This is a genomic window from Prevotella sp. AGR2160 (assembly GCF_000424185.1).
Lineage (GTDB): Bacteria > Bacteroidota > Bacteroidia > Bacteroidales > Bacteroidaceae > Prevotella.
In genome coordinates, this window is record NZ_AUJK01000008.1 from 69,170 (window position 1) to 82,590 (window position 13,421).

Annotated in this window: 8 protein-coding genes; all 8 read right to left on the reverse strand. The window is 53.8% G+C overall.

What is annotated here, in order from left to right:
- Positions 1-3: 3 nt before the first annotated feature.
- The 8 genes from G604_RS13760 to G604_RS0106955 all read right to left on the reverse strand — a co-directional run bounded on the left by G604_RS13760 (position 4) and on the right by G604_RS0106955 (position 13,227).
- Positions 4-2,154, reverse strand: coding sequence for an RNA degradosome polyphosphate kinase (locus tag G604_RS13760; RefSeq protein WP_081657693.1), 2,151 nt, complete (start codon positions 2,152-2,154; stop codon positions 4-6).
- Between the two features lie 89 nt (positions 2,155-2,243).
- Positions 2,244-2,951: a leucine-rich repeat domain-containing protein gene (locus G604_RS14745; protein ID WP_051220264.1), complete on the reverse strand. Its 708-nt coding sequence runs from the start codon at positions 2,949-2,951 to the stop codon at positions 2,244-2,246.
- 206 nt (positions 2,952-3,157) lie between these two features.
- Complete coding sequence (locus G604_RS0106930) at positions 3,158-4,714, reverse strand: hypothetical protein (RefSeq protein WP_028909944.1); 1,557 nt, start codon at positions 4,712-4,714, stop codon at positions 3,158-3,160.
- Positions 4,715-4,760: 46 nt separating this feature from the next.
- Complete coding sequence (locus G604_RS13770; RefSeq protein WP_081657694.1) at positions 4,761-7,316, reverse strand: TonB-dependent receptor domain-containing protein; 2,556 nt, start codon at positions 7,314-7,316, stop codon at positions 4,761-4,763.
- A 180-nt stretch (positions 7,317-7,496) separates the two neighbouring features.
- The gene (locus tag G604_RS0106940) at positions 7,497-8,492 is read right to left on the reverse strand and encodes a porin (protein ID WP_231376084.1); all 996 of its coding nucleotides are present in this window, start codon (positions 8,490-8,492) and stop codon (positions 7,497-7,499) included.
- Positions 8,493-8,654: 162 nt separating this feature from the next.
- A complete protein-coding gene (locus tag G604_RS0106945) occupies positions 8,655-10,922 on the reverse strand; it encodes an inorganic phosphate transporter (protein ID WP_028909946.1) in 2,268 nt (755 codons plus the stop codon).
- A 175-nt stretch (positions 10,923-11,097) separates the two neighbouring features.
- Entirely contained in the window at positions 11,098-12,513 is a 1,416-nt protein-coding gene (locus G604_RS0106950) for a sensor histidine kinase (protein WP_028909947.1), read from the reverse strand.
- A 12-nt stretch (positions 12,514-12,525) separates the two neighbouring features.
- Positions 12,526-13,227 (reverse strand): response regulator, encoded by a 702-nt coding sequence (locus G604_RS0106955; protein WP_028909948.1) that lies wholly within the window; start codon positions 13,225-13,227, stop codon positions 12,526-12,528.
- Positions 13,228-13,421: the final 194 nt, after the last annotated feature.

Here is a 13,421-nt window from a genome sequence, read left to right on the forward strand (position 1 = left end):
TTTTTATTCCCTTCCTTGCGCTTGCAAAGCGCAAGCACCTGACGGCAGGCCATCACAAGCGCAAGCACCTGACGGCAGGCCATCACAAGCGCAAGCACCTGACGGCAGGCCCAATGTGTAGGCGTCATGGAGGGCCTGCTGGCTGCGGAAGGGAGGTTCACCGTTCTGGGGGCCGGGGATCTCGTTGGTACCGAGGCCATCAACGATACGGCCGTTGGTGTTGTCCTTCATGCCATACTCTACCGTACGCAGGAGGTCGGCTCTCAGGTCGGGGTCGTAGACGGGGGTGTAGACCTCAATACGGCTCAGGAGGTTGCGCGGCATCCAGTCGGCGGACCCGAGGTAGTATTTGTTCTTTCCGCCATTACAGAAAATGAGGATACGACTGTGCTCGAGATAGCGGTCGATGATTCCCACGCAACGGATATTGTCGCTCACGCCGGGGATGCCGGGCACGAGACTGCAGTTGCCACGGATACAGATATCGATCTTCACGCCGGCGGCAGAGGCCTCATAGAGTTTCTCCACGACATCCTTATCGGTGATATGGTTGATCTTCATCTTCAGCCAGGCCTCCTTGCCGTCCCGGGCGTTCTTGATCTCCGTGTCGAGCATGCGGAGGATACGATTCTTCATGGCGTTCGGGGAGACGAGGAGCTCGAGGAACCGGGGATGGAGGAACGGACGGTCGATGAACTCGAAGACCTTCTCCACCTCGTTGACGATGCGCGGCCGGGCCGTCATCATAAAGTAGTCGGTATAGTGCTTGGCATTGCCCTCATGGAAGTTTCCCGTACCGACGACGGCGATATTGCCTTTCTTCGACTCGATATAGAGCAGTTTGGAGTGGATCTTCAACCCCTCGACACCGAAGATGACATTGACGCCCTCGTCCTGCATGCGTTTCGACCACTTGATATTACTCTCCTCATCGAAACGGGCGAGGAGCTCAACGACAGCCGTCACCTTCTTGCCGTTGCGGGCGGCGGTGATGAGGGCCTTGACGACCTTCGAGTCCTTGGCGAGGCGGTAGAGCGTGGTTTTGATGGCTTTCACCTCGGGCTTGATGGCAGCCTCCTGGAGGACGCGGATATAGCCGTCGAAAGAGTGGTAGGGGACATGGATGAAGCGGTCCTTCTCCCGGATGGCGTCGAGGAGGGAGTCCTCGGAGAGGAACTCGGGCTTCATGACGGGCGTCCACTTGTCATATTTCAACTCCTTATGTCCGCAGTCGGGGAAGGACATGAGGTCCTTATGGTTCTGATAACGTCCACCGGCGAGGGACGTGTCGAGCTCATCGATATCGAGGCGCTCGAGGATGCGTTTCTGGATATCCCGCGGCATCTCCCGGTCGTAGATGACGCGCACGGCATCACCGCGCTTACGACTGTCGACACCGGCCTTGATCTTCTCCAGCGTGCCGTAGTCCTGGTCGTTGTCGATCTCCATCTCCGCGTCCTTCGTGAACTTGAAGGAGTAGGCGCGGTAGGTGGCGGGCTTCAGACCGAGGAAGATGAAGGGCATACAGTAGCGTACGACATCATCGAGATACATGATATTCTCGAAGCCGTCACTCGAGGGCACACGGACCCAACGGCCCACCTGGCGGTCGGGGACTTTGACGATGGCATATTTCGTCTTCTGTTTCGCGTCATTCTCCTGGCGCTCGACGACGAGGTAGATGCGGTTGTCCTCGAGGGTGGCGATATTGTCGATCTGATGGAGCCAGATGGGGTTACAGTTGCCGTTGAGGCGGTCGTAATAGAAATCGCGGAGGAAGGCCTTCTGCTCCTCGTTGAGCTGTTGCTCGTTGATGAGTCGGATGCCATGCTGCTGGAGTTCGGCGAAGACATGATCGACGGCCTCGGCATATTCCACGCCATAGCGCTCATTGAGTTTGTTGATGGTCTGGAGGCTCTTCTTCACGCTGTGGTGGGTGGCTTTGTCGAGGGTAGGCTCGTCGAGATAGCGGCTCATCGCGGCGACACGGACGCGGAAGAACTCGTCGAGGTTGTTACTATAGATACCGAGGTAGCCGAGTCGTTCGAGCAGAGGCTCGTCTTCTTTCTCGGCCTCCTGGAGGATGCGGTAGTTGAAATACATCCAACTGACATCGCGCTCCACATAATATTTCTTGAAATTCTTGATAGGCATAGGGATGGGGATTTTTTGCGCTTCCTTGCGCTTGCAAAGCGCAAGCACTTGACGGCAGGCCCGGCTTGGCGGCGGCAACGGGGAGTGGATTATTTGTTCTTCTTGTTCTTCTTTGCTTTGGGGGCCTTGTCCTCAGCCTTGGGAGCCTTATCCTCGGCTTTTTCTACGGCCTGAGGCTTTTCACTCCCCTCGCCCTTCGGAGAGGGGTTGGGGGTGAGGCTGTTCGGAGAGGGGTTGGATGTGAGGCTTTCTAAGATCAGATACTCATCCTCACTGCCATCATATTTCAGTGCTTTCTGGAACGCCTTGACACTGCCCTTGGGGACGACGAGCTTGCGGAGGTTGTCGCTGTCGGAGAAGGTGTGGCGGTTGAGATGGGCGGGGGTACCCTCGAAAGTCACCTGCTTCAGGGCGTCACACTCGGCGAAGGCATAGCCATCGATATTCTTCACACCGGCGGGGATGAAGACATTGTCGAGGCGGTCACAGTCGTAGAAGGCATCCTTCTCGATAGACGTCACCGTGTTGGGGATGATGACGTTCTTGAGTTTTTTCTTACTTCGGAAAGCCATCTCACCGATCACCTCGACACCCTCTGGAATGGAGAAGCTGTCCTTCTGCGAGAGGCAGTAGATGATACACTGTCTGTCTACGGTATAGACGGCCTCGCCGTCAAACTCGAAACTGTCACTGTCAATCTTCTGCAGGGCGAGGTTGAGCACGAGAGCTTCAAACTTGCCACCATGTTTGGTGTCGTTCTTGAGTGCGTTGATAATTGCTTTCTTACTTTCTTTCATACTAGACATTGTAATAACATAAACACGTTTGTAATACTGGTTGCAAAGATAGTGCAGTCATATTACAAACGTGTTACGACGGTGTTACAATTCCTTTTTATTGCGGCTCCTTGCGCTTGCAAAGCGCAAGCACCTGACGGCAGGCCCCCACCCGATGCTTGCAAAGCATCGGCACTTGACGGCAGGCCGTACAAGACGGGAGGCGTTTAGTAGTTCGTGTTCTCCGGGTCGAAGTTCGTCCAGCCCTGAGCCCAGGTATCACCCTTGGCGAAGGCGCCGATGTAGTTGACCTGCTTGAAGAAGCTGTTACCCTTCAGATCGGTGAAGTCAGGAGCGTAGGAGAAGAGGGTGCTGGCATCACCGGGAACATACGTAGCCTGAGAGATCTTGAAGGCCGTCCAGTCGGCGAGGACCTTGTTGTTATTGGCGACCTGCTCGAAGAAGGTGCTGGAGAAGGACTTCTTCGTGTCGTCCGTTGTCTTCGTGGCGTAGTCGTAGAGGGCATCCTTGTAGACCTTGTTGAAGTCAGTACCCGTAGCGTCCATACCAGCGAAGACGATGTTGTGGAGCTTCATCAGACCGTCGGTGGCCGCTTTCTGCGTACCTGTGCCCGTAGCCTTACCCGGTTTCTCAGCGTCGAGGATCAGTCCGATCGGCCAGCCGATGGCGACGGTGTTGTAGACATTCAGGCGGGAGTTACGACGGATGTGCATGGCAGCCTGGAAGAGCCCCATGGAAGAGCCGTTGTTCGGGTTCATGCCACCGCCGTTGATGTAAGCGGAGGTATTCTGGAAGTTGCTGTCGAAAGTCTTCGGGCCGAGGAAGGTGATGTTGCTGAAGGTAGCGGTGGTGTAAGGATCCTGTGCAGCACCGTCAGCATCGTTGTCGCTCTCGAAACCGTTGCTCTGGCTGCCATCAGCGATACGGGAATCACGGACAGAGAGACCGAACTGTACGTTTCCGGAGAAGCCGTTGTCGGTATCGAAGTCATCATCCCAGCCCTTGTAGGCGATGAGGTACTTACAGTTGACGTCGCCGCCGAACCACTCGTAGGAGTCATCATTGGAGTAGGACACCTGGATATGATCGATCGTCGTACCGCTACCCACGGAGCCGAAGGTCAGACCGTTGATCTCCTTATCCTTCTCGAAAGGATATCCGGCGAACTCGATACGGACATACTCCAGGGCGCCGGAGTTGTCAGCGTTGTCGGAGCCACCATGTTTCGTACGGGGACCACCCTCGATCTGCATCTGTCCATGATTGTTCTTGGCATTACCGCAGAGGATGATACCACCCCAGTCACCGGGCTTACGGTTACCCTTGGCCTCCTCAGAGGTGAAGACGATCGGTTCGGAAGCGGTACCCTGGGCAAAGAGCTGTCCACCCGGCTCAGCGATGAGGGAAGCCTTGGTCTGCTTGTCACCCTTGATGATCGTTCCCGGTTCGATGGTCAGTTTGGCACCCTTGGCGATATACACCCAACCTTTGAGGAGGTAGACGCCCTTCTTCAGTGTCTGGTTGCCGGTGAAGACGAAGCCCTGGTCGCCATTACCGATGACCTTACCGTTGGCGTCGGCTTTGCCGTCCTCGTCAAAGAGGATATGATCGCAGGAGACGAGGCCGCCGTCCTTGCCATAGGTATAGGACGTGGTAGCGCTGCTGCTGCCGTTGTCATCATTGTCATCACTGCTACAGGCCGTCAGCATGGCTGTGGCGGCGAGGATGCCGAGGCATCCGTACAAAACTCTCATTTTTTTCATTTTGCTTTCCTTATTTGAGGTTATAAAATTGAATTTTATTTATTCATCACAGTTTCAACGTCAGCATGAGGCCGATGTTGCGTCCGGGCTTATACTGGCGGACGATCTCCTGGACCTCACCACCGTTGCTGTCCTTGGCAAACTGCTTATAGCAGACATTCTGGTTGAGGAGATCGCGGACATAGAACTTCAGCTCCCAGTGCTCACCGAAACTCTTCGTGGCCGTGAAGTCGAAGGCATCCCGTGGCATCTCATAGCTGTTGGGCACATGTGCGGCCTCCTCACTACCAGATGCACCCAAGGTACGTCCGACACCGATGATGCGCTTGCCGATGCGGTTATAGAGGAGTGCGATGTTCAGATAGAGCTTCGGGTTGCGGTAGAACAGGCCCGTATTGATGAGGTAGGGGCTCTGTCCCTGCATCGGACGGCTCTCCTCCAGCGAACCGGCGGGGAAGGTGACACGGCTGTGGATCAGGGCGCCGTTGAAGCTCCAGGAGAAGTTGCGCAGTCCGATGAAGTCGAGCTGTTTCCGGATGTCGAGCTCAAGACCGAAGTTGTTGGCGGCCTTCGCGTTCTTGTTACTGTAGATGAGGTCGGTACCGCCGGCAACGGTATAGGTCCACTCGATGGGGTTCTGGAAATGCTTATAGAAAGCAGCCAGGGAGATCACCTCCCCGCGATGGGGATACCACTCATAGCGCAGGTCGATGTTGTTGACGTAACAGTTCTTCAAGTCAACATTACCGATGACGTCACTCGCCAGGTCGAAATCGTAGTAGACCGATGAGGAGAGCTCACGGAACTCCGGGCGGTTGACGCTGCGGCCATAAGAGAGGCGCAACTGGTTCCGGTCGTCGAAGCGGTAGGTCATGTTCAGCGAGGGGAAGAAGTCGCCGTGACGGTAATAGTTGCTCATGTGGCTCTCCTCATAACTGCGCGTGTTGGAGATGAGCTCCGTCTGATTGAATTCGAAACGGACACCGGCGTGGATATCCAACTTGCCAAAGGGGAGGGCCGCCGAGAGATAGCCAGCGCCCAGGGTGTTGTGTCCGTTATAGTTGTTCTGCCAGTTGACCTGCTCCTGGAGGAAGAGCTTGTCAGCGCCGAAATAGCTGTTGTCGCTGAGGAGCTGCTGCAGGTCCATCTGCCGGAAGTCCGAAGGCAGGGTGTTGTTGTAGGTATCCCAGAGGTAGTAGAAGTCGCGTGTCTTATACTTACGCGTACGGTACTCGCCGTAGGCACCCACCTTCAACTTCGGTTGCCAGGAGCCGAAGGAGAACTTGTGCTCGTCGTTGACCTGGGCTGAGAAAATATGTTCATCCAGGGATGTCCACTCACGCGAGATGTCATTGCCGTTGAGCAAGGCATAGTCGTTGGTCTCGACATCCATGTACTGGGTGTATCTTTTACGGTCAGGCATACGGCGATTGGCATACGCATAGCCGACACTCCAATCGAGGGCATCGCCACTGAAGGTATGGGTACCGGTGATCTGACCGTTATAGGTCACTCGGCTGCGTTTGTAATATTCTGCCGAGTGAAGGGGATCGGACTGGGCATCGAAGCCGTCACGCCAGGTATAGCGGAGGTTGCCAATCCGGTTGAAAATGTTTTTCAATTGGTACTTGTGTTTTCCATTCTTACTTAAAAGGGTCACGTTGAACATCGCACCGAGGCGGTTGTTCAAATTATATTGATCATCAACGGAATGACGGAGATAATTGGCATTGTTATTCTCTACATCGTAGACACCGAAGAGGTTGTTGAGCATGCCCGTATAACGGCGGTACTCCCGCGAGTAGTTAACGGATGCGATCATACCGAGTTTACGACCGGCGAGATCCCAGCGGTGGGACCAGTCGGCGCCGAGGCGCAGATCACCGAAGGGCTTGACGGACTTCGTCGTCCAGTCGTTCGTCACATTGCCAAGGTTCACATCCTGGCGCGTGGGATAACTGTCGAAGGTGCCGTGAGGCAGTAACATGCTCCGGAAGGCGGACTGGCTGTTCCAGTTTCCACCTACGGAGATGTTAAGAGAATTCGATGTTGGGATTTCCTTGGTATTAATTAAGATGAAGCCTCCGGTATAGTCTGCAGGATATTCTGCCGACGGTGTTTTCACAATCATCAGGTTATCGAGCTGAGAACTCGGAATCAAGTCAAAGGAGAAGGCACGGGAGTCGGCTTCACTACTCGGAACGGCTCCTCCATTGATCCATACATTATTATAACGTTGCGAGAGACCACGAACCATGACGAATTTGTCATCGATGAGACTCACGCCGGGAACACGACGGATGACCTCACCGGCATTGGAGTCCTGCGTACGCTTGATCTCCTGGGAGGAGACGGTACTCATGACGACATCACTCTTCCGGGCGATATTCAACAGTGCCGCGTCAGTATTCTTGCGAACGACGGCGGTGACGGTGACCTCACCGAGGTTCTGATTTCTCCAGATACTGTCGACGACATTCGCCGAATCTGCCGGTACGGCCTTCACCATCGGAAGGCGGTTAGGCAGTGGAGCCGCACACATCCAGGCTCCTGTTGTCAGCAGCAACATCATCGTTGCCACTCCCCTTTTACAATCTTTCATCTTGTACTTTTCTTTGCTTTTTTTATTTCACATTGCAAAGATAGTCACGAGATATTACAGAAGTGTAAAGGGGAGGTTACGATTGTGTGAAAGCCGTAGGGACATGATTTATCATGATCCGCCATTTTGCCAAATGCAGGGGCCGTCCCTTGTGGCGGCCCTGCAAGAGGATCGGATGCCTTAGAAGTGGGTCATGAACTCCACGACGATCTTGTCTTTCTCCGACGGCTTGGCGATACCCTCATGACCGTAGAAATATTTCTCGTAGTTGATGCGGATATCACTCAGGAACGGCTTGTCGAAACTCAGCGTCACACCACCGGTGATACGGCTGCGCTTGTAATCGGTGATGACGAGGGAGCCCGTCTTGCTCTCCGTCTTCGTGCCGTTCTCATCAATGGTATAACGCAGTCCGTCACTGTGGTCACTCATATAGTCGTAACGGACGAGCGGCGACACCTTCGTGAAGAGCTTTGTGCGAACGGGGATATCGTAACTCACGAAACCGTCGAAGGCATGGACGGGATGGAAGGCACCCTGGGCATAATGCTTATAGAGGTATTCGGCCTCGGCGATGAACCCGTTCTTATGGTAGTTGACGCCGGCATCATACATCATCACGTTGACATCGGAGGGACGGATCTTCTGCATGCTCAGTACGACATCCATGCCACAGGGGAAGAGGAACTGCGCCTTCGTGGAGAAGTTGACATGATTCGTCCAGTAGTCTTTCTGATGCGTCAGACCACTACCGTTATACATACCGGCCTCGAGGATGATGGGGAAACCGACATTGAAGGTGTAGCCGAGGCGGGCACCGACATCACGGACATTACCGACCTGCTTGGCAATGAAAGAACGGTTGGCAAAATACTGCTGGTCGGGAGAGCGGTGGGCATCGATGGTGAAGGGCACACGCATCTGACCAATGGTCAGGTTCAAGGTCTTCCACGGCGTAATCTTCGTATAAGCATCGAGCATCTTGATCGTTCCCTCGTCGCAGAGGTCGATCTCAGCCTTGTAGGAGACATATTCGTTGACATCGCCACTGACATTGACACGGGCGTTACGCACCTGGAAGCGGCCTTCCTTGTCCTGCGTCTGATACTCATACTTGCCGCGGATCGTACCGCCGATCTTCATCTTCTGCTGGGCAGAGAGGCTCAGCGCGGCCATCGAGAGAACGGCCAAGATAAATATTTTTTTCATTGTTTGTTGGGTTATGGGGTTCAAAAAAAATGGATAATTATCCTTGATCCATTCGAATAATTATCCATTTTTCATTATCTATTGTCTATTCTCCATTGTCCATTGTCCATTATCCATTCGCCGAAGGCGTTACGCTTCCATGAACTTCTTCGCGGAACGCAACTGATGGCGCATGACACTCAGGAACTGCTGAGACTCCTGGAGGAGGTTCAGATAGACCATGTCGACCTGCAGGTCCTTGTTGTTCTTCTTCTCCTGCATGCGGTTGATATGGGTGTTTCGGATCACGCTGAGCTCATCCTTGCAGGCGTCAGCCTCAGCGAGGACATCGCGATACTGGTCGTAACGGTCGGTCTCGATCTGCTCACACGTCATCTTCATCAGGTCGTTGATCTTCCGGCGGATGGGCTCAAACTCCTTCACATACTCCTCGGGCAGTGGGTTGAAGTTGTTGTCGACATGCTCCTTGATCGGATTCAGCATACGGCGGAGGGTATACATGAACTGCTGGTCACTGTTGGCACCGACATGGAACCACGTGTTGCGGTCGATAGCCATCTCCAACGGACTCTTCTTCAACCCGAGCATCTCCTGACGACGGATCTTCTTCAACAGTTCCAGCTCTTTCCTCAAACCTTTGTCACTATGGCGAAGCGTGCGAACACTCTGATTAGCAAAGGCATCGACGATATCGTTGAACTGTTCCATGGAGTAAGCGCAGACCTTCGACTGCGTGTTGCGTACATGTTTCTTCAGCATATCCCAGACGAGCTCGGGATCACGCGTACGCATCATCAGGCGGAAGCTGTCTTCCTCCTCTTTCTCCTTCTCCTTGTTGGCCTTATACTTCTTATTACTACGATACAGGAGATAAACGACGAGAACCATGAAGGCGGCCTGGATGACGACACCACCGAACCACATGCACAGGGCGACGAGGGCACAGGTGATGAAGGCCACACCGGCGGTGATGAACCAGCCACCGATGACACTCAGCACACCCGTGACACGGAAGACGGCACTCTCACGGCTCCACGCACGGTCGGCGAGACTACTACCCATGGCCACCATGAACGTCACATAGGTCGTTGACAACGGAAGGCCGAGGTTCGTACCGATGGTGATCAGCATGGCGGAGATGACGAGGTTGACGGCGGCACGCACCACATCGAAGGCGGCCTTGTCGTCCTCGAGGACCACCTCATTACTATTGAAACGGCTGTTGACCCACTGACGGACACTGACGGGGAAGAGGTGGGCGAACCACTCAACGAAATACTGCGTCCAACGGACGATGCCACGGGCAGCCTTACTACTGCCGAACATCTCATCGCCCTCGTCCTGACGGGCCAGGTCGACAGAAGTCTTGATGACATTCTGTGCCTTCTTCGACGTTGCCATGGCAATGATCATGATCACGCCGGCAGCCATCAGATAGAACGGCGGTGTCTTCGCACTCTCCATCAATGACGTCATGAGGAACGAGTCGGCACCGGCACCATGGGCGTTGGCGGTGAAGTCCTGATAAGAGGACAGACCGGCCAAAGGCACACCGATGAAGTTCACCAGGTCATTGCCGGCGAAAGCCATGGCCAGGGCGAACGTTCCCATGAGGACAGAGAACTTAAAGACATTGATCTTGATCAGATGGAAGACACCCATCAGGATCGTGGAACCGATAAAGGTATAGAGCAGTAAGAGCTTGGTATTCGCGTCGATATAGTCGCGTGCTGCATCAGAGATATAAGGACTCTTGCCGAGACCTTTCATAAAGATGAAGTAGGCCAGGGCCGTGAAGGCGATACCGCCGAAGAGGGAGACCTTTACGAGTTGTCCGGCCTTCGAGCCTTTTCCAAATGGATTAAAGGTGAAGACCACACGGGAGATCCACATGATCAGCAAGCCGAAGACAAAGGAGATGGCCACACTGACAAAGATGGCGATGATCACCTGCAGGGCCTTGTCACTGTTGAGCAACATCCCATAAGTGAAACCATGGTCACTGATGACTTTCAACATGGCAATGAGGCAGGTACCACCGAGGAGCTCAAAGACGAGGGATACCGTCGTGGACGTCGGCATACCCAATGAGTTGAAGACATCAAGGACGATGACATCGGTGACCATGACAGCCAGGAATATCGTCATCACCTCATGGAAAGAGAAATACTTCGGTGTCATAATTCCGTGGCGTGCCACATCCATCATTCCCGAGGAAAGGACAGCACCGAGGACGACACCGGCAGAGGCGATGATGAGCACCGTGCGGAACTTGGCAACACGGGCACCAATGGCACTCTGCAAGAAATTGACTGCATCATTGCTCACTCCGACAAAGAGGTCAAATACCGCCAGGCAGAGGAGGAAGATGACAATGCACAAATAAATGGTTTCCATAAATTGATAATTATGTTACGTTTATATTTTTGTGCAAAGGTACAGTCTCCGTGTTACAACCAAAAGTCTAAGATATTACAATGCTGTTACAATTCTCATCCATCACTCCGGGCATGCCGGTCTGCGCCCATCTTGGCATGCCGTTATGAGCTTGCGCTTTGCAAGCGCAAGTCCCCTATGCTTTCGCCAGCGAGAACTCAAACAGCAGTCCCCCTTCTTTCCGGTTGCTGACCTTGATACTCCCGCGGTGCAGCAACACGGCATTCTTCACGATGGCCAGTCCCAGTCCCGTACCGCCCATGGCACGGCTGCGCCCCTTATCCACGCGGTAGAACCGTTCGAAGAGCCGCGGCAGATGTTCCGCGGGCACGCCCTTACCGGTATCATAGAACCGGAACCGCCAGTATTCCTCCGTCTCACGGACCTCCACCGTCACCGTCGTCCCCTCACCGGCATAGGCCAGGGCATTATCGGTGAGGTTGCGGAAGATACTGTAGAGCAAACTACGTACACCGCGCATCATCACATGATCGGGCAACTTGTCTTCAAACGTCATGTGCTTCTGCTCAAACTGCAGTGCCGTCTCCTGTTGGATCTCGATGACGAGTTTCGCCAGATCGACATTCTCCTTGCCGTGCATGTCGGTCACCTCGTCCATCACGTTCAATGTAGAGATATCACGCAGCAAGGACGTCAGGCGCTGGCTCTGGGCATAACTGCGTGAGAGGAACATCTGCAACATCTTCGGATCAAGATCGGGATGGTCGATGATGGTCTCCAGATAACCCTGGATACTTGCCACGGGGGTCTTCAACTCATGGGCGATATTATGCGTCAGCTGTCGCTTCAGCTCGTCCTGTTCTTTTCGCGTCTTGAGATAACGTTTGTAGATTTTGATGATCTTCTCGGCAATCTCACCGAGCTCATCATCGGGGAACTCCGCGAGATCTTCCACCTCGAGCGTCTCATTATGATCGGCACGGGAGGCGAAGATGCGCAATTTTGTGAGGTTCTTATCCAGTCGGTGGGTGAAACGGTAGAGCACAACCGTCAACAATACGATGGCGACAAGGGAGAGCCAGAGATAATTCTTATCAGTATTGAGGATATTGATCAGGTTATCATTATACGGCAGGGCCGAACGGACGATGAAATGACTGTGGGGGAAATAGGTGGCAGAATAGAAGAAAGACTCAGGAACGGTGGCACTCTTACGATCGACGGTACGCCCACTACCTTCCCGCATGGCCTCCTGGATCTCCACACGGTTACTGTGGTTCGGGATATTCTGATAGTCTTTCCGCTCGGAGTCGAAGAATACTCTTCCGTCGGGCCGGATGAGGGTCACACGGAGATCCGGGAAATGGTTCTCCCGCAGATAGGCGTTGACCTTTGCCTCCGTGATCAACGTGTCACGGCTGAAGGTCTCACCCAACTGGAAATTGAAATCCTGCAGACGTTGGTCGAGGACCGTAATCTTATAGTCCTTCTCACGACTCTGCTGATATAATATAAAGGTAAGGGCAAAAGCCAGAAAGATGGCGAGGACGGCGAGATACAGCCGCTTGCCGATAGAGAGACGATGATCCATAGACTCTTCCCCCTACTCCTCAAATCCATAACCGAAGCCCAGCCGCGTCACGATATGTTTGGCATAAGGACCCACCTTTCGGCGCAAGCGCGTGATATTGACATCCACCGTACGGTCGAGGACGATGACGTCACGGGGCCACACACGGTCGATGAGCTGCTGACGGGAGAGGATCTTGCCTTTCTCCTCAAGCAACAGATGCAGGAGGGCAAACTCCGTCTTCGTGAAGGCCACGGCTTTTCCGTCTACCGTCACCTCCTTCTTGTTCATGTCAAGTTGGAGACCCTTATAGGTAATGGTGTTGTTCTGCTCTTCCTTCCGCTCGGCCTGTTCTGTCGTACGGCGCAGCACGGCTTTCACGCGCGCCAGGACTTCTCGGATAGAGAACGGTTTGGAGATATAGTCATCGGCACCGAGGTTGAAGCCCGTCACCGTGTCATTCTCCGTATCACGCGCCGTAAGGAAGATGATGGGGATTTGTGCTGTCTCCGGGTCACTCTTGAGCTGCTTGGCCATGGCGAAACCGGACATGCCACCCATCATCACATCGAGGAGCAACAGGTCCTTGTCCTTCACGCCCTTCTCCAGGGCTTCCTCAGCACTGTAGGCAACGTCAACATCATAGTTGCCTTCGGCCTCGAGATTAAACTTCAGGATCTCACACAGGTCTGCCTCATCATCGACGACCATGAGTTGGTATTTCTGATCTTCCATTTTCAACGTTTTTGCAATCTGTTGCAAAAGTATAAAAAAAGAATGATATATCTCCCAACATCAAGTTACAAAATCATGACAAAAAAACGGCAGGCCGTTCTTACCGACCTACCGTTCGTATCTTTCCCGGCAGGCCGTTTTTGGGCCTGCCGTTGTGTGCTTGCGCTTTGCAAGCGCAAGGAAGCGCGAATGCG

What these genes read in the sequence shown, in the direction of transcription:
- G604_RS0106950 (WP_028909947.1), bottom strand. Translation starts at nt 12,513, where the DNA reads ATGGATCATCGTCTCTCTATCGGCAAGCGGCTGTATCTCGCCGTCCTC.
- G604_RS13770 (WP_081657694.1), bottom strand. Translation starts at nt 7,316, where the DNA reads ATGAAAGATTGTAAAAGGGGAGTGGCAACGATGATGTTGCTGCTGACA.
- G604_RS0106945 (WP_028909946.1), bottom strand. Translation starts at nt 10,922, where the DNA reads ATGGAAACCATTTATTTGTGCATTGTCATCTTCCTCCTCTGCCTGGCG.
- G604_RS13760 (WP_081657693.1), bottom strand. Translation starts at nt 2,154, where the DNA reads ATGCCTATCAAGAATTTCAAGAAATATTATGTGGAGCGCGATGTCAGT.
- G604_RS0106955 (WP_028909948.1), bottom strand. Translation starts at nt 13,227, where the DNA reads ATGGAAGATCAGAAATACCAACTCATGGTCGTCGATGATGAGGCAGAC.
- G604_RS0106940 (WP_231376084.1), bottom strand. Translation starts at nt 8,492, where the DNA reads ATGGCCGCGCTGAGCCTCTCTGCCCAGCAGAAGATGAAGATCGGCGGT.
- G604_RS14745 (WP_051220264.1), bottom strand. Translation starts at nt 2,951, where the DNA reads ATGAAAGAAAGTAAGAAAGCAATTATCAACGCACTCAAGAACGACACC.
- G604_RS0106930 (WP_028909944.1), bottom strand. Translation starts at nt 4,714, where the DNA reads ATGAAAAAAATGAGAGTTTTGTACGGATGCCTCGGCATCCTCGCCGCC.